The 18,694-nt window shown below is 62.9% G+C and carries 14 protein-coding genes; 9 read left to right on the top strand and 5 right to left on the bottom strand.

The genetic code is table 11. From position 1 onward, the window contains the following. The first annotated feature begins 7 nt into the window (after positions 1 to 7). From ABIB06_RS03155 to ABIB06_RS03180, 6 genes are read left to right on the top strand one after another with little or no spacing between them, the layout of a single operon-like run. On the top strand, positions 8 to 889 hold the full coding sequence (locus tag ABIB06_RS03155; protein WP_279659800.1) for an AAA family ATPase: 882 nt from the start codon (positions 8 to 10) through the stop codon (positions 887 to 889). Continuing rightward, positions 886 to 2,007, top strand: coding sequence for a vWA domain-containing protein (locus tag ABIB06_RS03160; RefSeq protein WP_354044091.1), 1,122 nt, complete (start codon positions 886 to 888; stop codon positions 2,005 to 2,007). Before ABIB06_RS03155 ends, ABIB06_RS03160 begins: the two co-directional genes overlap by 4 nt. Further along, positions 2,004 to 2,888: an amidohydrolase family protein gene (locus ABIB06_RS03165; protein WP_354044094.1), complete on the top strand. Its 885-nt coding sequence runs from the start codon at positions 2,004 to 2,006 to the stop codon at positions 2,886 to 2,888. Before ABIB06_RS03160 ends, ABIB06_RS03165 begins: the two co-directional genes overlap by 4 nt. Before the next feature lie 42 nt (positions 2,889 to 2,930). After that, complete coding sequence (locus ABIB06_RS03170; protein ID WP_354044097.1) at positions 2,931 to 3,779, top strand: MBL fold metallo-hydrolase; 849 nt, start codon at positions 2,931 to 2,933, stop codon at positions 3,777 to 3,779. A 17-nt stretch (positions 3,780 to 3,796) separates the two neighbouring features. Beyond that, a complete protein-coding gene (locus tag ABIB06_RS03175; protein ID WP_354044100.1) occupies positions 3,797 to 5,371 on the top strand; it encodes an isochorismatase family protein in 1,575 nt (524 codons plus the stop codon). A gap of 3 nt (positions 5,372 to 5,374) precedes the next feature. Next, positions 5,375 to 6,001, top strand: coding sequence for an FMN-dependent NADH-azoreductase (locus ABIB06_RS03180; RefSeq protein ID WP_354044103.1), 627 nt, complete (start codon positions 5,375 to 5,377; stop codon positions 5,999 to 6,001). Between the two features lie 174 nt (positions 6,002 to 6,175). On the opposite strand, the gene ABIB06_RS03185 is transcribed toward ABIB06_RS03180, so the two are convergent. The 3 genes from ABIB06_RS03185 to ABIB06_RS03195 form a co-directional block, all read right to left on the bottom strand. After that, on the bottom strand, positions 6,176 to 7,324 hold the full coding sequence (locus ABIB06_RS03185; RefSeq protein ID WP_354044106.1) for an ABC transporter substrate-binding protein: 1,149 nt from the start codon (positions 7,322 to 7,324) through the stop codon (positions 6,176 to 6,178). 983 nt (positions 7,325 to 8,307) lie between these two features. Continuing rightward, a complete protein-coding gene (locus ABIB06_RS03190; RefSeq protein WP_354044109.1) occupies positions 8,308 to 9,327 on the bottom strand; it encodes a glycoside hydrolase family 5 protein in 1,020 nt (339 codons plus the stop codon). Continuing rightward, entirely contained in the window at positions 9,324 to 10,634 is a 1,311-nt protein-coding gene (locus tag ABIB06_RS03195) for an O-antigen ligase family protein (protein ID WP_354044113.1), read from the bottom strand. The genes ABIB06_RS03190 and ABIB06_RS03195 overlap by 4 nt, the downstream gene beginning before the upstream one ends. Positions 10,635 to 10,857: 223 nt before the next feature. Here ABIB06_RS03195 and ABIB06_RS03200 point away from each other — a divergent pair, with 223 nt between their 5' ends. Next, positions 10,858 to 11,994 carry a GNAT family N-acetyltransferase gene (locus ABIB06_RS03200; RefSeq protein WP_354044117.1) on the top strand — a complete coding sequence of 379 codons (1,137 nt, stop codon included), beginning with the start codon at positions 10,858 to 10,860 and terminating at the stop codon, positions 11,992 to 11,994. A 30-nt stretch (positions 11,995 to 12,024) separates the two neighbouring features. On the opposite strand, the gene ABIB06_RS03205 is transcribed toward ABIB06_RS03200, so the two are convergent. Then, entirely contained in the window at positions 12,025 to 13,248 is a 1,224-nt protein-coding gene (locus ABIB06_RS03205; protein ID WP_354044120.1) for an FAD-dependent oxidoreductase, read from the bottom strand. A 465-nt stretch (positions 13,249 to 13,713) separates the two neighbouring features. On the opposite strand from ABIB06_RS03205, the gene ABIB06_RS03210 reads away from it, so the two are divergent. Continuing rightward, positions 13,714 to 15,060: a lipopolysaccharide biosynthesis protein gene (locus ABIB06_RS03210; RefSeq protein WP_354044123.1), complete on the top strand. Its 1,347-nt coding sequence runs from the start codon at positions 13,714 to 13,716 to the stop codon at positions 15,058 to 15,060. A 53-nt stretch (positions 15,061 to 15,113) separates the two neighbouring features. Here ABIB06_RS03210 and ABIB06_RS03215 read toward each other — a convergent pair whose 3' ends face one another. Next, entirely contained in the window at positions 15,114 to 17,207 is a 2,094-nt protein-coding gene (locus ABIB06_RS03215; RefSeq protein WP_354044126.1) for a Wzz/FepE/Etk N-terminal domain-containing protein, read from the bottom strand. Between the two features lie 283 nt (positions 17,208 to 17,490). Between ABIB06_RS03215 and ABIB06_RS03220 the strand changes: the two genes are divergently transcribed. Beyond that, complete coding sequence (locus ABIB06_RS03220) at positions 17,491 to 18,666, top strand: glycosyltransferase family 4 protein (protein WP_354044130.1); 1,176 nt, start codon at positions 17,491 to 17,493, stop codon at positions 18,664 to 18,666. The last annotated feature ends 28 nt before the right edge of the window (positions 18,667 to 18,694 follow it).

Consider the following 18,694-nt stretch of genomic DNA (forward strand, 5'->3'; position numbering starts at 1 on the left):
GGTTTCGATGGCCGTCCGCAGCAACATCGTCGGCATCGATAGCCCCGAGGCACTGGAGAAGGCGCTTCGGGCGGCCTATTACCTCGCCGACGAGGGACTGGCGACCGCAGCCTATCTCGGTCTGGCACTCGGCAAGCCATTACTGCTCGAAGGTGCGCCGGGCGTCGGCAAGACCGAGGCCGCCAAAGCCATTGCCGCTGTCCTCGGTCGCCGGCTGATCCGCCTGCAATGCTACGAAGGCATCGACGCGTCCGCCGCGCTGTACGAATGGAACTATCCGCGCCAGATGCTCGCCATCCGCCAGGCCGGCGATGAGAGCATCGATATCTACGGCGAAGCGTTTCTGATCGAGCGGCCGATGCTGGCGACGCTGCGCGCGCCCGACTCGACCGTGCTATTGATCGACGAGATCGATCGCGCCGACCAGGAGTTCGAAGCCTTCCTGCTCGAATTTCTGTCCGACTTCCAGATCTCGATCCCGGAGCGCGGTACGGTACGCGCCTCGGAGCGCCCGGTCGTCGTCCTGACCTCAAACCGCACGCGGGATCTTCATGAGGCCTTGCGGAGACGCTGCGTCTATCACTGGATCGACTATCCTTCCGCCGAGCGCGAAGCACGCATCGTGATGATGCGGGCCTCCAGCGTCGCCGAGGGGACCGCGCGGGCCGTCGTCGCGGCCGTCGAGAAGCTGCGACGCGAGCCGCTCAGCAAGGCGCCGGGGATCGCCGAGGCCGTCGACTGGGCTGAAGCCGCCACGCTGCTGCACAAGGGCGGCGCGCGCTGGCCCGATGCCTTCAGGCGCTCGATCGGCGTTGCGCTGAAAGACGAGGAGGATCTGCACTTCATTTCGCCGCGCCTCGACGCCCTGCTGGCGGAGGCCTCTGCATGAGCGCCGAACCCGAACTGCCGCGCGCTGCGCGTGTCTTCATCTCCTTCGTAGGGCTGTTGCGAACGAACAAGTTTGCCGTCGCACCGGAACAGACGACCTCGTTCCTGGCCGCGATCCAGCTGCTCGGCCCACGCAGCCTGGAAGACATTCGGCAGGCAGCCCTCGCAACACTGGCGCCTCCGCCGGAGCGTCGTGCCACGTTCGACCGGCTTTTCGATCTGCACTTTCGCGGAAACGAGGCAATCGAGCGCGTCGACGACGGGGAGGACGACGAGACTGTTCGGCTGCAAGAGGAGGCCCGCGGAGACGATGAGCCGTTGTTGTCGGACGAGGCCAACGAGTCCGGTCTCGCAGCAGCGCGCGCCGAAGCCCTGGTCGAGCGCCGCTTTGCGCAGCTCTCGACCACTGATGCGCTGCGCCGGCTGTCCCGTGAGGCGCCCAGGCGCCTGCCGAAGCGGCGCGGCCATCGCCGCATGCGGGCCCGCCGGGGGCCCTACGCCGATTTGCGCCGCACCCTGCGTGACTCTGTACGCAGCGACGGCGAAATCCTTCGGCTGGGGCGTTTGAAGCGTCGGCAGCGCCCACGCAAGGTGCTGCTCCTGATCGACGTCTCCGGCTCGATGAAGACCCGCACCGAAGAGAATATGAAGCTCGCGCACACGCTGGTGCAGGCGGCGCCCAACGTCGAGGTCTTCACCTTCGGCACGCGGCTGACCCGTATCACCCGCCCGTTACGTCTCAGGCGCCGCGAGCAGGCGCTCAACGCCGCAGCCTATCTGGTCAGCGACTGGGACGGCGGCACCCGAATCGGCGACGCGCTTCAGGCCTTTCTCGCTATACCCCGCTTCGGTGGATATGCGCGCGGCGCCGCCGTGATCATCATTTCCGACGGTCTGGAGCGGGGCGAACCCGATGCGCTGCGCGATGCGGTAGCGAAACTGTCGCGCCGTGCGTGGCGCGTGAGCTGGCTGACGCCGCTCGCGGCCGGTCCCGGCTTTCGTCCGCAGACCGAAGCGCTGGTCGCAATCGAACGGTTCGTCGACGACCTCGTCGACGGCGGATCGAGCGCGTCGATCGTTGCGCATGTGCTGGCGCTGGGACAAAGGAGAGTTGCGTGACCGACATCGTCGATGGGCACCATCATATCTGGCGCCAGGCCGACCTGCCCTGGCTGGTCGGCTCGATGCAGCCGCGCATCTTCGGTCCATACGAGCCGATCCGACGCGATTACCCGATCGAGGAATATCTCGGCGACCTCAAAGGCAGCGGCGTCACCCGCTCGGTCTATGTCCAGACCAACTGGTCCAATGACCGCTTCGAGGACGAGGCCGCTTGGGTGCAGCAGACCGCCGAGGAGCACGGCTGGCCGCATGCCATCGTGGCTTATGCCGATTTCTCAGTGGACGACGTGCGTCCGCAACTCGACCGCCTGAAGCGCTATTCCCTCGTACGCGGCGTCCGCATGCAACTTCATTGGCACGAGAACCCGCTTTATCGCTTTGCGGCCCGCCCCGATCTCTGCACCGATCCCGTGGTACGGCGCAACATCGCCCGCCTTGCGGATTATGCCTTGAGTTTTGACCTCCAGGTGTTCACGCCGCAGATGCCGGACGCCGCACACCTTGCGGAAGCCTGTCCCAAAGTGACCTTTATCCTCCAGCACGCCGGCATGCTGGAGGACCTTTCACCCTCAGGTCGCGCGGTGTGGCGCGCCGGGATGGCCCGCCTCGCCGCCTGCCCGAACGTCGTGTCGAAACTGTCGGGGCTCGGAACCTTCATCCACCGCAACGACCCCGCACATATCGCATCCGTCCTGACCGACACGATTGCGATCTTCGGCGCCGAACGCTGCTTGTTCGGCTCTAATTTTCCAATCGAGAAATTGTGGACCAGTTATCGCGAGCTGATCGATGCGTTCCGTGCCGCCGCAGCGCCGCTTCGAGATGGTCAGCGCGAAGCCATTTTCAAGACCACCGCCATGCGCGTCTATCGGCTCTGAGCGCCGAGGAAACGAACGAGAACGGACACAGGGAGGGACGGAATGCCGCTGGAAATCAAGATCCTGGACTATGGCGATATCGAGCTGGAATCGAGCTTTCTGGTTCTCGGCCACGACTGCGGCCGCACCCGCCGTGTCCTCACCCTCGGCTTCCTGATCCTCGGCGGCAAATATCCGGTCGTGGTAGATACGGGTTACCGCTCCAACCAGATCATGGAAACGCTGGGGATGCGCGGCCTGCAGTATCACGAGCACATGATCGAGAACCAGCTTGCGCGGCACGGCGTGCGCATGGGCGATGTGCGCTTCGTCTGCCACACCCATCTGCATATCGACCACGCCGGCAAGGACGATCTGTTCCCGATGAACACGACCGTCGTCGTCAACCGCCGCGAGCTCGAGTATTCCGTGTCCGGCCTGATGCATCCGCAATATCCGGCGCCGGACATCAAGCATCTGATCGACCGTCTGCACACCAAGAGCGCGCTGCGCCTTCTCGACCTCGAGATCACGGGTCCCATCGAACTGATCCCGGGCGTCTACTGCGACGCAGCGAATGCGCACACCGAGGGCTCGATGAACATCATCGTCGAGACCGCCGACGGCATTGCTACCATCTGCGGCGACGTCATCTATGATTTCAACGACCAGATCGTGGCGCCCTTTAACGAGATCCACGACTGGGAGCCGCGCACCACGGGCAACCACGGCACCACCAAGCGCGCCGAGAAGGCCGCCATCAAAAAGCTGCTCAGCAATTCGCGCTATCTGCTGCCGGTCCACGACCGTCCCGCCAAGATCGAGGGCGGCAACGTCGTCGGCCGGCTGCACGACCAGGTCCCCGGACCGATCGTGCAGTCTGTGCCCCAGCGCAACTGGTTTCCGGCCTAGACACCAGAGGATGGACGATGACGCACGTCACCTTGCGCTCCGAATTCGAGACCCTGATCGACCCCTACGCGCCGGTCGCGCAGGTCGGCACCGGTTTTGACTTCACGGAGGGACCGATCTGGCATCCGGTCGATCATTATCTGCTGTTCTCGGACATGCCGGGCGACGTGCGCCGGCGCTGGGATGCGCGGCGCGGCGTCGCCGAAGTCAAACGGCCGTCGAACAAATGCAACGGCATGACCTATGACGCCGAGCTCAATTTGATCGTTTGCGAGCACGCGACATCGTCGTTGATCCGCGAGCGGCCGGACGGACGGCGCGAGGTGCTGGCCTCGCACTTTGGGGGACAGGAGCTCAACAGCCCCAACGACGTCTGCGTGCACTCCTCCGGCGCGATCTATTTCTCTGATCCCTGGTATGGCCGCATGCCGGTCTATGGCGTCGAGCGGCCGAGGCAGCTCGGCTTCCAGGGCGTTTATCGCGTCGTGCCCGGCGCCGACCCGAAGCTGGTCGTTGACCGCAATCTATTCGACCAGCCGAACGGGCTGTGCTTCTCGCCCGACGAGAAACTGCTCTATGTCAACGACACCGTGCAGGCACTGATCCGCGTATTCGACGTCAACGGCGACGGCTCGCTGTCTGGTGCACGTGTGTTCGCGAGCGGCATCCGCTCCGAGCTCGAGCCCGGCTTGCCCGACGGCATGAAGTGCGACCAGCACGGCAATGTCTGGGTCACTGCACCCGGCGGGATCTGGGTCTATTCGCCGCGGAGCGAGCTGCTCGGCAAACTCCGCGTGCCTGAACTGGCCGCCAACCTCGCCTGGGGCGGGCCGGATTTCCGCACCCTCTATCTGACTTCGACGCATTCGGTCTACGCGATCCCGACCAAGGTCGGCCCGCGTCATGAGCCCTATATGAGCGGACGGCGGAGTGGCAGCGGTACAGGCACTGGCACCGCCCCAGCAGCGCCGATCGTGGCCGACAGCGAGATGCAGCTCGACCCGCGACGCTGTGCCATGATCATCCAGGATCTCCAGAACGACGTCATCATGGACGGCGGCGCATTCGCCGATTCCGGCGCACCAGGTCACGCGAAGCAGCAGCAAGTCGTCGAAAACGTCCGGCGTCTTGCGGAAGCTGCGCGGGCCCGCGGCGTCGCCATCATCCATGTCTGGTTCGTGGTCGAAGCCGGCGCGCCCGGCGTGACGCTGAATGCGCCGCTGTTCGAGGGTCTCGTCGACAGCAAGGCGATGGTGCGCGGAAGCTGGGGGGCCGCGCCGGTGTCAGGTCTCGAGCCACGGCCCGGCGATTTCGTGGTCGAGAAGGTGCGAATGAGCGCCTGGGAGGGCACGCGGCTCGAAACGATCCTGAAAGCCACCGGCCGCGACATGATCATCAACACCGGCGCCTGGACCAACATGTCGGTCGAGCACACGGCACGGACCGGTGCCGACAAGGGCTACTTCATGGTGGTTCCTGAGGATTGCTGCTCCACCATGAACGCCGATTGGCACGCCGCATCGATCAACTTCGCCATGCAAAACGTTGCCGTCGTGACCAAGGCCGATGCAGTCATCAAAGCGCTGGGATGAGCGGTGGCAAAGCTCCTGCACCTGTCCTGCTCGCCCCGCAGCGACTCCTGGTCGAGCGCCGGCGCACACGTCTTCGTTGACGGCTTTCGCCGAGCGCGGCCCGATTGGGACGTGGATGTCATGGATCTCTGGCGGGAGCGGCTGCCGGAATTTTCGGGCCCTATCGTCGAGGCCAAATATGCACGGATGAAGGCGGAAGGCTTCAACGACGCGCAACGGGACAGCTTTGCGGAGGCCGAGCGTGTGGCGCTCCGCTTGGCGCTTGCCGATCGGGTGCTGATCTCGACCCCCATGTGGAACTTCAGCATTCCCTATAAGCTCAAGCAATGGTTCGACGTTATCGTCCAGCCCGGGCTCACCTTCCGGTTCGACCCATCCCTGGGATATGTCCCGTTGCTGAAGGACCGGCCGACCATCGTCATCATCGCCAGTGGCAGCGATTTCCCCACCGGAATGAACCGCGGTCGCATCGACATGGCAACGCCGTACCTGCGCGAAATTTTGCGTTTTGTCGGGATCAGCAATGTCCGTTTCGTACCGATCGGGCCAACCATCGGACCGCTACAGCCCATCGAGGCTTCCCGCGAACGAGCCCATCAACGCCTGGCCGCAATGGCCGCGAGCTTCTGATGCACTCCGCAAGCGACTCTAAGTCAGGGCAGATTGTCGCGCAGGAAAATATCGATGCGGATACGCTCCTGAACGGGGCTGATGTTCGTGAGTGCGACCGCCAAATGGCGAAAGATCATCAAGGCCGCCGGAATCGAGCCGCAATAATCCGGCGAAGATTCCGTCCGGGCGCCGCTACTTTGCCAGGCGGAATTTCCCGCCTTCCACCTTGATCAGAAAGGCGGAGCGTTCGTCGTAGCCGTTGTGATCGGCCTTGCTCATGTTCGACAGCCCATTGTTGAGATAGATGTTCTGCCCGCGCTCTAGCGCGTCCCGCAGAGCCGCGCGAAATTCGGTTGTGCCGGGCTTTGCCGTCTTCAGCGCATCCGGTGCAGCTCTTCCAATCAGCGCGACGACATCCCAAAGGTGAGCAGCGAACATGTTGGGCTTTTGCCCGTTCGCCGCTTCATACGCGGTCACGAATTCCTCCGTCGAGCGACGGAACGGATCTCCTGTGGGAAGATCGGCGGCAATGGTGAAGGCCTCGCCTGCAAATACGGCACCTTCGACGTTCGCGCCCCCGAGCTTGATGAACTCCTCACTGGCCACGCCGTGTGTTTGAAATATCTTCCCAGCGTATCCGCGCTCACGGAGCGCCTGCTGCGGCAAGACCGCCGGAGTTCCTGCGGAAGCAATGAAGACGGCATCGGGATTGGTCGACATCACCTTGAGCGCCTGACCGGTGACGCTCGTGTCTGCGCGCGCATAGACCTCATGTGTGGTCACGGTCAGACCCAGAGCGGGCGCGAGGCGGCTCACCTCCTTGTAGTAGCCTTCGCCGTACCCATCCGAAACGCCGATATAGCCGAGCGTCTTCACGCCTGATTTCGCGATATGCTTGAGGATGGCGGCCGCCATGAGGTCATCATTGGGAACGACTTTGAAGGCCCAGGCGCGCTTCTCGTCCATCGGTTGAACTATGGCGGTAGCGGCGGCGAGCGACAGCAGTGGCGTCTTCGATTCGAGCGCGACATCCAGCATCGGCATGGTCACCGGGGTCAGCGAGGAGCCGACCAGCACGTCGACCTTGTCTTGGATCACGAGGCGGCGTGCGTTCTGGACCCCTTTGGTCGAATCTGACTCGTCGTCCAGGGTGATATAGGTGACCTTCTCCCCAGCGATCTCTTTCGGAAGAGCTGCAACCGTCTTGAGCTGCGGCTGCCCCAGCGCGGATCCCGGGCCGCTTGCCGAGATCACAATTCCAATTTTAATCTCCGCGTTCGCCGTATTTCCATAAAGGACGCATGCCACAAGAATCGAAACTCGCGCGAAACCGATCTTCATGTCGTGTTCCTCCTCGTCCGCTTTCGTCCGACATACACGCTTGCTCCTGCGGTCCCGAGCAACCGGGCGGACCACCGTAAGCGGACCGGAGGGACATGTCTGTCCCTAGCGTTAGGGACAAGACATCGGTGCCCGAGCGTCTGCGCACGCTTCGGACGTACGGCCGCGCTCTCGCGACGGATTTCGCCCGAGCTTTGCTTCGTCGCTTCACCCTCTTGTCCAGGAGGGCGCAGGGAAGGCCGGGTGCCGGCTGGCACCCGCGGTCCGCTGCGCGAAGATGTAGCGCAAGGAAACCGCACAGCAGCATACAGGTGTAGCCAAATCACTCGGCCTTCCCTGCGCAGTGGCTTTACGGCTTATGCCGTGCTCTCCCGGGAGCCGAGTTCCTGTTGGCCTCCCTCGCCTTCACGAAAGTCGCGGACATCGCGCCGGTTGACGCGAATGCCGCATCCGCAAAGGCTTGACCGTAGCAACGACGGCCAGGACCACACGGTTTTGCCGTACGCGCGGCTCGCCATTTCGCCACAGGGTCCGACGGCGTTGTGCACGTTGCCGTCGACATCATGGCGAGACGAACCTGGCAGCGCCGCTCGTCGGCACGAAGCCTCGGGCTCACGGAGAGCAATCCGCCCTGCCCGCACTTTCGCGCCCGACGCTGCCGCGTCCACCGCAAGCCCGGCTCTACGACCATCACGACACAAGATCGCCCCTCAAGGGTGAGCCGGGATGGGCGATACATACGTCATTTTCGAATTTCGGTAAAGCGGAATATTTTGTCGGGAGGGGTTGACGGGGTGCTGAGTGTTTTGCCCGACGGGTCTCAGCGCGACAATCCTTCCGCGATGTGAATTTGTTCCGCTTGACGCAACCGCACCTCCCCGAGCTGACTTCTCACCGTCGCCTGAAGGCAATCGCGATCTGGCTGATATTTGCGGCAAGCTCGGAGGTGCAGCAAACTGTGCAGAAGAATCGGGCGCGCGATTTCAACGCGTTGGCGGCATCAGGGCGCGCAGGATGCCCGGCTTCCAGGCCTGACGTGCGCTGTCGAAGGCCGCGAAGTCGTGATCGAATTGCCAGTAGGCCCATGCCCAGCCAAGTCTGTCGGCGCTTCTCGCCACGAACGACAAATAGCGCTCGCGACTGTCGGATGGCGCACGCTCGTACACTCCGAACTCACCGAGATAAACCGGGCGCTTCTCTTTCTCCGCCCATACGCTCATCTTCTTGAAATCGGCGGCCGCCTTCGCTTCGTCGTCCGGGCTGCCCCAATCCAGGGGCCCGATCCGCGAAAACGTCGGAGACCAGGGCGCGCCCTGATGGGTGAACCGTATCGGCGCGTAATAATGAAACGTGACGATGAGGTGCCTGTCGTCGGCCGGCAGAGCCAGTTCGTCGACCGGGATCTCATCCGTGTTGAGGACGGCGGCAATGACCGGCCGTTCGGGATTGGTGCGGCGGATGATGCCGAGACATTCGTTGAGGAGCGAATTCCAGCTGGCGGACGTCATTTCTCCACCAGGCTCGTTCAAGACCTCGAAGACGAGCGCCGGATATCTGCCGGCGTAGCGCTCGGCGATCTGCCGCCAGAACGCCCTGAGCTTCTCGCCGCATTCGGAAACGTCGCGTTGGCAAAGGTGGGTATCGTGCTCATCGACGATGGGAACGAGTTTCCTCGCAAGCACGTCCTCGATGACGGCGTCAAGCCGCCTCAGGACAATCTCGTCCAGGACGTTCCCTGGGCCCATGAACTTGAAGCCGAAAAAATTGATCCTGACGTGCGAGAACCCGGCCTGCTTGATTGCGGTCAAATTGTTCAGGCGAAATGGCGCGTTTTGGCCACCTTCCCAGATTCCATCGTAGCCGAGAATGTTGATGCCGCGACCGAGTTTTGGCGTGTCACGGGAGGCGGGCTGCTCGGCCCCATGGACATGGGAGAACAGAAGGAAAAATGCCGTTGCTGCAAGATTGAAGCTTCTCGGCCAACGAGCGCGTACGGCGGTCATCCTGCATCCATTGGTAAAGACTGCAATTCCGTCGATCGCACCGGTCTGCACGTCGCGAAGAAAAACCCCACCAGGAGCACCGATGTGAACATCGTCGAGCGAAGGAATGTCGTCTCCGTGAAATTGGTCTGAAAGCTGAGGACGACGAATCCGATGATGAGAGCACAGTGCGATCGGTCGATCGTGCGTGCGGAAATCAGATGGAGGATCTTGTGCGAGAACAGCAGGACGCTCGCGGCAAACAGCGTGTACCCCAAAAATCCCGTTTCCATCAGGATCGCGATGTAGCCGCTGTGATAATTGTCGAGCACCCAGCCGTGGTTCTGTTCGAAATAATCGTAGATCGACGGGATCGTCCAAAAGCCGTTGATGCCGAAGCCGAGCAACGGCGCATCGTCAAAATGGCTTATCGCGTAGTGCCAGATGAAGGTCCGCTCGGTAAAATCGACACTCGCGTCGCCGATATGAATGGCGTCATATCCCGTCGCATAAAAATACAGGATCAGGAATCCGGCCAGAATGCACATGACGAATGGCAGGACCGCATAGAGCCTCATGCAGCCGACCGACCACATCGAGGTCACGAGCATTGCGCAAGCAGCCAGGGCGACAGCACCGGCGCCGCGCGATTCCGACGCGAGGACGCTTGTTGACGCCAGCAGGAATACAACGAGGAAGGCCAGCCACCCCTGCCCCGTCATCTTCCGATAGCAAGCAAGGAACATCAGATAGGCACCCACGAAACCAAGTGTCTGCTTGGATTCGTAGATGCCCTGCCATTGACCATTGTGCATCCAGCTGTGGTCGACCCCGATGTCGGGCACGGCGATCGCGCAGAAAGCCGATGCGGCGACCAATATGAAAAGCCCATTGGCCGTGGTCCTCACGACCTCGTCCAGATCGACGCGCGTGACGAGACAGAATGCGCCGAACGTCGTCATCGCAAGCGCAGCGCTCTTCATGATCGCTGCGACGTTCAGGCTGGACCAGAACACCGAGACAACGGCGAAGCCGTAGAATGCGACCAGCGCCACCAGATCGGGATTGACCTGTAACCGCAGACGCGGCTGCACGAATGCACTAGCGTAGATCAGGACACCCCACATCAGGATGGCTATGGCCTGCTGCAGAAAGCTCAGCTCCGCCGGCAGCAGCCCGGCGTTGAAGATGCCCATCGACGCGACCACGTTGACGGTGATCGAACAGCTGATCGCCGCCCTGGCAATCCTCTCAGCGCCAACGCTGCGCGTCTTCCAGATCGCGCTCCCGGATGCCCCGGAATCCACCTCGGTGTACAGGCTGGCCATGAAACGACCTTCCTTAAGCTCGGTTAATTATTTGCTAGCGCAGGTCGATCTCCGCGCCACGAGGCCGCTCGGGCGCGAAATTTAAGGATTTGGTAACGATACGAACGTTGCTCGAAGCATTAATGCAAATCACACGCCGGCGGTGTCTCACCCGTAACGACCCTGCTATAAAGCACAGATCCGGCTCGATCGTCCCGAGCTATCTGGTTTTCCCTGGCTGCGCATGAACAGACCTAGCAACACGTTCGACATCGCCATCGAGCAGGGATTCGACTTCCTGTCGCCGGACTATGCGAAGCTGTTTGAAAACTCGGCCGCCACCGCGTTCCAGCATCCGCTCTGGCTGGATACCCTCTACACCAGGCTCGCGTCTCATGCAGGCGCAACTCCCCTGGTTGTCGCGGTCCGCCACCGCCCGATGGGCACCCTTGCGATGGTGCTGCCCTTGCTGCGGGTCCGGCGCGGCCCGATACGGACCGTCGAATTCGCCGACCTCCGCGTCTCCGACTATCTGGCGCCGGTGTGCAGCCCGCAGGTATTTTCCGAGCTGCTCAAGGACGAGAGTGCCTGCGCAGAAATCCGCTGCCTCGTCCGCCCGTTCGATCTGCTGCGAATGGCCAAGCTGCCAGACGGACGGCTTCCGATCGAGAACCTCCTGGCTACGCCCCGCCGCGTCGCGATGGACTCCAATGCCTACGCGAGCGTTCTGGTCGCGCCGTTCGAGCAATGGCGCGCCAGTGCGATGGATCGCTCCTATCAGAAGGAGCTCGCAAAAAAGTCCAGGCAGCTCCAGAAGAAGGGCGACTTGAGTTTTTCATGCTGCAACGACGGCGCCTCCGTGATCGAGGCGCTGGACGTGATGAGGAAATTGCGCGGTCCGCGCTTTCAGGCACAAGGCGACGGAGACCTGCTCCAGCGTCCGGAATATTACGGCTTCTATTCCGAAATGGCGCTCCGCGGTCTCGGCTCCTTTGTCCGGCTTTATGCCATGAAGATGGACGGCGACGTGATCGCCGCCGTGCTCGGACTCTGCCATCAAGGCAGCTTCCTTGTCATCATGAGCGCCTTCGACATTGCCGGATACAAGAGCCAGTCCTTGGGCGCGCTGATGTTCGAGCAAGTGGCGAGGGATTGCATCGAGCGCGGGGATCGGATGCTCGATTTCACCATCGGTGACGAACCCTACAAGAAACTGTTCGGCGCGCAGCCTTCGCCGATGTGGGCGGTCACACAGGCGGGCAGCACCGTTGGCGCCATATCCTTGTTCGCCCTGAAACAAGCGCCCTGGCTGAAACTCGCCGCCAAGCGAATGTCGGAGTTCAGGCTCCTGCCGACCCGCACCTCGACGCCGACGCGCTGACCAGCGCGAGGCGCCGACAGGGTGCGGCTCTCAGGCGCGTAGCGCGCTTCGAACATGCGCGAGCCAGCCCGGCCGCATTTGATCGACCCGGTGGGTGAGACTGCGGCGCAGGAAGTGCAGCCGCCGCCGCACGTCCCAACCGATATCGTTGCGGGATGTCAGGGCTTGGCGGAAGCGCGCCATCTTCAGTGACTGCTGGTCCGCCGCGACCTTGTCGGGATCGGAATAGAACTCCGAAATCTTCTCCTTGCTCATGCCCTCGGTCTTGAGCCAACGCGGTGCATATTCGGTGCACAGGCGATCGACGTCCACCAGCAGCCGGGCAACGCCCGTGCCGGCGGCGGGGCAATTGGTCTGGAACGCGTCGCCGATGAGCACGACGCCGGGCTGGAGATGTCCTTCCGCGACGGACAGGTCCATCACCCAATTCTGCACCCGGTCGGTCACGTGGAAATCGCCAAGGTAAGGCCGCAATCCCGGCAGCAGGCGCAAAACCGTCGCTTCCGGTTCGCGGCGTAGCTCGCGCATGATCGGATCGGTCGGGTCGCGGAACATGAAAAGGTTTGCGCGCATACCGGCACGCACTGGAAACAGGCTGAGATAATCGATGCCGTCCGCCGTGCGCTCGCCGTAACAGGTCAGCGCCTCGAAAGCGAACGGCGCATCGTCCCGGCGGGCGATCGTGAAGCCGAACGAAACCGAATGGCGCTCGGCCAGCACGCGCCGCTTGATGCCGAGCTTGTAGCCGAGAACGCCCGCCATGCCCGTAGCCAGAACGACGAGACGCGCGTCGAGGCGCCTTCCGGAAGCGAGCTCGATATGCTGGATATCGTCGCTACAATTGACTGCAGTGACTTCGTCGACGATCAGGCTCGACGGATCAGGCAGTTGGCTGCGCGCCATGGCAACGAGATCGGCGTAGGGAAGCCCGTAAGCTTGGCCGACGCTGACATCGACCACCTTGCCTTCCCTGATATTGAGTACCTGATCATATCGGCAGGCCACGCGGTCGAGCGCATAGAGGAAGCCCAGCTTGCGCAACATGACCAGCTGATGGCCGCCGATTTTCTCGACCCGAAACTCGTCCGGATAGACCGCGCGCTTGTCGACGAGAGCGACACGATGCCCTGCCCGCGCGAGCACCGCCGCCGCGAGCGATCCCGCAAGGCCGCCGCCGACAATGGCGATGTCGGCGACGATCGTCGCGGTCGCAGATCCAGCGTTCGGCTCAGTCAACTTGCTATCGGCCGTCATAGTCCAGGCTCCCACGGTCAACGATGGTTGCACGTGCAATTCTCTCGCCTGATGTCGCATCACAGGACCAAACGCGATCATTTCTCGATATCTCGGTTAATGAAGCAGAGGGCTGCCCGGCTTGACGATATCCGGCACGCGCCTTGCTGAGGATGCCCTGCAAACCTCGGTCTCCGGCAACTCGGCGGCCATTCCGGGCGAGCCAGTCCGCATTCAAACGGCTCATCTCGCCTTCATTGACCGTCGATACGGCGCTATGCCGCCACGCGATCGGGCCGGGCTTTGCTTGATCTGGGACCGTGGGGTCAGCGATGTTCCATAGTGAAGCAGCCGGCATAGCCACGACATCGTCGCGGCCGGCAAGCGCATGGAGGCCGCCCATTAACACTCGCGGTTTTTCGGCATGCTAGGCTGTCGGCTGTATCGGAAAATGTCTCTCCAGGGGGAGTTACCCCTTCAATTCCCATGATCGATTCCATCGTCCAGTTCATGCGGCGCGACGTGACGCGCGGTGTTGCCGGAACCATCCTCCTCAAGGTTGGTAGCGGTGCGCTTGCGTTTGCGTTGTTCTCGCTGGCGGCACGAACGATGTCGCCCGATGGGTTCGGCATCTTTGCGACCTGGCTTTCGGTGGCCCAGATGGCGGCGGTCGTCGGGCTGGTCGGCCAGGAATCGCTGCTGGTGCGATTTCTGAACGAGTATCGGGTGGGTAATCAGCCCGATCTCACCAAAGGCGTTCTGCTATCGAGCCTCAGGATTTCCTCCGTCGCAATGCTGATTGCGATCGGCGCAACCGCGATCGGCGCGAACATCAGAGGCGATTCGTGGCTGCTGATCATCGCGGTGTCGGCCTACATCGCCGTCAATGCGGGACTGATGCTTGGCAGCCAGATCGCTCGCTCGCTGGTCAGCATTCTCATGGGAGAAGGAAACAGGGAGTTCTTCTGGCGCGTCAGCGTTGTGCTGTTTCTGCTCGCAATCATGTCCGGCCATCGGCAGCTCGATCCCGCCGAATTGATCGCCGTGATGACGATTGCCATGTCGGTCGGGCTGGTCGCGCAGACCATCGCGATTGCGCGAGTTTTGCCGGATTTCCGCGGCACGGCGGTGCGCTCCGAGACGTCGCGCTGGAGATCGAGCGCGCTCCATTTCTGGGTCGCGTCCATCCTGGAAGCAGCGAACCAGTATTTCGACGTCATTCTGGTCTACTGGATGCTGGACCCGGCAACCGCCGGAATTTATTTTGCCGCTTCGCGCCTGGCCAACATGTTCGCCATGCTGTCCGCCGCATTGTACAGTTTTAGCGCGCGGCGGCTCCCCTCACTGTACTTCAGCAAGAACCACGAGGAATTCGAGCGAACCTTGCGGCTCATGGCGGAAGTGACCGCGCTGTGCGTGGTCAGCGGACTTCTCCTGATCTGGGTTGGCGGTCCCCATCTTCTCAACCTGTTCGGGCCGCATTTCGCCGCGCAGCACTGGGTCCTGATCGTGCTCGCGATCGGGACGGCCTTCCAGGCAGCGGGCGGTCCATCTGCGGCGATCTTGCAGCTGACCGGCCATGAGCGCGAGTATGTCCCTGTCGTTGCCGCCAACGTGGCGTTGCGGCTGATCGGATTTCTCATCCTCATTCCCTGGCTCGGCGTTCTTGGCGCAGCGATCTCGGCCACTGTGTCGCTGGCGCTCGCGACCATCGCCCTCAACATCCTCTGTCGGCGGCGAACCGGGGTCGATCCTTCGGTTCTGGGACTTTTGCGCTTCTCGGCATCGAAGCGCGGCGCCTACGCGGTCCGCGGCGCGGAACCCGGCGAATAGACGTCTTCTCGGTCAGGGCATTGCATGGCTCGGCAATCCGTTGCCGCGTGGCGTCAACCAGCCAGCCCCAGCACTTCGCCGCGACGGGATGCCGACGGGCCCGCCGGCACACGGTTGACGACGATGCCGGTCGGCACACCGACAAACCGGGAGAGCGCAGCAATAGCCCTGCGCATTGCGGCCGAATCGACCGCGTCTTCGCGAGCGACCAGGATGACAAGATCGGCGTGAGCCGCCAGCGCCGCCGCCTCCGGCTGCAAGGCCAGAGAGGTGGCGTGGACGACGATCAGATCGAACTCCGAACGAATATCGTCTGCGGGCTGTGGCTCGGGCTTCTTGCCGGCGCTCAGGAGCTCGTCGACGCTGCGAAAGTCCGCGGTGGTCATGCCGTCGGCCTGGCCGTTGGCGAGGCCAGCCCCGGCACCGCCGAGGTCCGGCTCGACCCGGATCAGGACGCTCAGCTTCCCCGTGTTCACGGCCCATCGGTTCAGCGACCGCGCGACGGTGTTGCCGCCGGCCCGCTTGCCGACCGACATCACGAGGACGACCTTGCCAAGAGGTCCCGGCACCTTCTCCAGCCGCTCCAGCAACGGACGCAGATGGGGACTGAGATCGAGTTCGGTGGTCGCGGACACCGGCCCTTGCCAGATGTTTCTAGGGACTTCGCCGGGCGTCAGGTCGGGAATGCGGGCCCACACGGGCGGACGTGACCAGGTCGCGGGCTGGCGCGGAGCCGGTTCGGGGTCGCGGATATCAGGAGCGGATTTGTCCGATCCGCGTCCCGTGGCGGCGACGACCGCCGTCGATGTCAGCAGCGAACCGATCGCGAGAGCGGCGAGCAGCAAAGACAGCGGTGGCAGGGTCGAGCGCAGCGGCGGAATGGCGGAAGACGCAACCTTGGTCTGAGAGCTCTGCAACAGGCGCTGCTCGTTCGTCGTCTTGGAGCGCGAGAGGAACTGCTCGTAGATGTTTCTGTTGGCCTCGGCGTCGCGCTGCAGCTCCTGGAGCCGGACCAGAGCCTGACCGTCGACCAGAAGCTGCGATTCCGCCGCCTTCATCTGGCCTTCCAGCGCCTTCTGCTGCTCACGCTGGGCCTCGTATTCCGATTTTGCGGTGTCGATGCCCTTGGTCCGCTCGACCTCGATCTGCCTGTTCAGATCGGTCAACTGGCTGTACGACATGACGAGGTCGGGATGGCGATCGCCGAACACCGCCCGCTTCTGCGCAATCTGGTCATTGAGCGCCGACCGCTGTGCGCGCAGAGCGCTCAGGAGATCCTGCTTGACGGGGCTCTCTACATTCGCCTTCACGTCGCGCTGTGCCTGCTCGTAGCGGGCCTTCGCCTCTTCGGTCCGGGCGCGCGCAGCGGCAACCTGCTGCGACAGTTCAGTAACCCGCAATTGCTGGGTGGTGGAATCCTTGCCCGCGTTGACGATCCTGTGCTCGAGCTTGAACGTGGCCACGGCGTCCTCTGACGTCTTCAACCGTTCATTCAATGATTTGAGCCGGCCACTGAGCCAGTCGGCGGCCTCGTCGGTCGCATCGGTGCGGCTGCGGCCCTGGCTGGCGACGAACGCCTCGGCGATCGCATTGGCGTAGTAGGCCGCCCGCTCCGGCCGGCTCGAGGTGAAGCGGATGGCGATGACATAGGTCAGTCCGCGACGGGAAATGTCGAGGCGGTTGCGGAATCTCTCGAGCAGGCGCGCGGGGTCGGTGTGTCCTCCCGAAATGTCTTCGTCGTCGCGAATCTTGAGCTGCTCGATCAGCGGCTTCAGAAAGCCGTCGGACTTCGCCACTTCGACCAGGCTTTGCAGCGCGGCGCTATCCTGCCCGATACCCGGCAGAACGTCCTGCTCCGTGGTCACGCGTTGCTCGCGGGGATCGACCACCACCAGCGCGGTCGCTGCGTACCGAACCGGAATCACCAGGAGAACGACGACGCCAAGGGCGAAGATCGCGACTGCGAACGTCAGGATGCGGCGAGCGTTGTCCCGCAAGAAGGAGAGCGCACCCGCGGCCGTGAGCGCACCGCCAGAGCGTGCGGCGGTTTCACGAGCCTCGCCGTTCGACCCATTCCGAGTCTGCCACGACGCGGCGACACCGGTCGATCCGGAACTTGTCGGGTCTGCGCGGCGACCGAACGTCATGGATTTTACTCGGATTCAACTGGCGAACACTGTTCAGTGGCCTCCTCCAACGTAAATATCTATGGTTAATCCGCGGTTACCCGCGCCTCATCCGACCATGACCAATTGGTTAACGCGCTCGCTTCATTTGGTTGGGAACCAGCGGAATTCTCTCGCGAACGGTGCCCTTCCGGCAGGCCGCGCATTAACTCCGTTTATTGCTAGTCGGTGTCCGCGCGATGCCCGCATGGTAGCTACGGAGTCAAGAAGGTGAACATTTCGTTTCATCAGTGGATCGGGATCCGTGCTCCATTACCAGCCAAACAAGGAGTTGGGCGAGACGGCTGCGACAGCACTCCCGCCGCCCGAGGGCAGCGGACGAAAGCTGCACGTGCTTCTCGTACAGACCCAGGCCGAGAACGCCGGTGCGCAGGAGATCTCGCGACTGCTTGGCGCCGGGCTGACCGCGCGGGGCTACCGGGTCACCAATCTGTTTTTCTTCCGCAAGTCGGATTCGTTCGATGAGCCGCCCGATACGGTCTATTGCGCATCGCACCGGCCGGGACATCCGCTGGCACTGCTGCAAATGCTGTGGACGCTCGGCCGCCATATCAGGGCCACCAGGCCCGACGCAGTTCTGACGTTTCAGCACTTCGGCAATGTCATCGGCGCCGGCGTGGCGCGCCTCGTCTGCCGCGCGCCCGTTATCGCCAATCAGGTTTCATCGGCGCTGTCGATGAGCTGGCCGGTCCGTGCGGCCGACATCGTCATGGGCAGCCTCGGCTTCTTCGACCGCATCACGCTCAACTCGCTGGACATGCAGCGCGAGTATTCGCGCTACCCTGCGGCCTATCGGTCGCGCATGGTGCATGTCCCGCACGGCTTCGACGACAAGGCCCTCACCCTGTCGAAGCAAGCTGCACGACAGAAATTCAATCTGCCGCCGGATGCCGTCCTGCTCGGCTGCGCGGCAAGATTGCACCCGCACAAGCGGCTCGATGCCGCGATACGCCTGTTGCCGGATCAACCATCCTGGCACCTCGCACTGGCCGGCCAGGGAGCCGACGAGGCCCGGCTGAGGCAGTTGGCGGATGAGTTGAAAGTCTCGGACAGGCTGCATCTGCTCGGCGAAATCACCCCGCGGCAGATGGCGGAGTTTCTCGCCGCTCTCGACGTGTTCGTATTTCCGACCCAGGCAGAGACCTTCGGTCTGGCCGCTGTGGAAGCCGCGAACGCAGGCGTTCCCTCGGTCGTCACCGATCTTCCCGTCTTGCGCGAGGTGTTGTCCGTTGAAGGAAAGCCGACGGCGCTGTTCGTCGATGCCTCCGATCATACGAAGCTGTCGGCGGCCGTCTCCAGGCTGCTGACGGACCAACAACTGAGCGACGAACTGCGACAAAACGCCAAAGGCCTGAAGCTGCGCTATTCAGTGGATGCCATGGTGGAGGAATACGTTCGAATTCTCGGCCAGGTCATTTGACCGGGTCGCATTGAAATGGATTGGCTCG

It is taken from the genome of Bradyrhizobium sp. LB8.2 (assembly GCF_040548035.1).
In the GTDB taxonomy this organism is placed as follows: domain Bacteria; phylum Pseudomonadota; class Alphaproteobacteria; order Rhizobiales; family Xanthobacteraceae; genus Bradyrhizobium.

Coding starts and splice junctions, on each gene's coding strand:
- ABIB06_RS03155 (WP_279659800.1), top strand. CDS start 8: ATGGCCGTCCGCAGCAACATCGTCGGCATCGATAGCCCCGAGGCACTG.
- ABIB06_RS03160 (WP_354044091.1), top strand. CDS start 886: ATGAGCGCCGAACCCGAACTGCCGCGCGCTGCGCGTGTCTTCATCTCC.
- ABIB06_RS03170 (WP_354044097.1), top strand. CDS start 2,931: ATGCCGCTGGAAATCAAGATCCTGGACTATGGCGATATCGAGCTGGAA.
- ABIB06_RS03175 (WP_354044100.1), top strand. CDS start 3,797: ATGACGCACGTCACCTTGCGCTCCGAATTCGAGACCCTGATCGACCCC.
- ABIB06_RS03185 (WP_354044106.1), bottom strand. CDS start 7,324: ATGAAGATCGGTTTCGCGCGAGTTTCGATTCTTGTGGCATGCGTCCTT.
- ABIB06_RS03190 (WP_354044109.1), bottom strand. CDS start 9,327: ATGACCGCCGTACGCGCTCGTTGGCCGAGAAGCTTCAATCTTGCAGCA.
- ABIB06_RS03195 (WP_354044113.1), bottom strand. CDS start 10,634: ATGGCCAGCCTGTACACCGAGGTGGATTCCGGGGCATCCGGGAGCGCG.
- ABIB06_RS03200 (WP_354044117.1), top strand. CDS start 10,858: ATGAACAGACCTAGCAACACGTTCGACATCGCCATCGAGCAGGGATTC.
- ABIB06_RS03205 (WP_354044120.1), bottom strand. CDS start 13,248: ATGACGGCCGATAGCAAGTTGACTGAGCCGAACGCTGGATCTGCGACC.
- ABIB06_RS03210 (WP_354044123.1), top strand. CDS start 13,714: ATGATCGATTCCATCGTCCAGTTCATGCGGCGCGACGTGACGCGCGGT.
- ABIB06_RS03215 (WP_354044126.1), bottom strand. CDS start 17,207: ATGACGTTCGGTCGCCGCGCAGACCCGACAAGTTCCGGATCGACCGGT.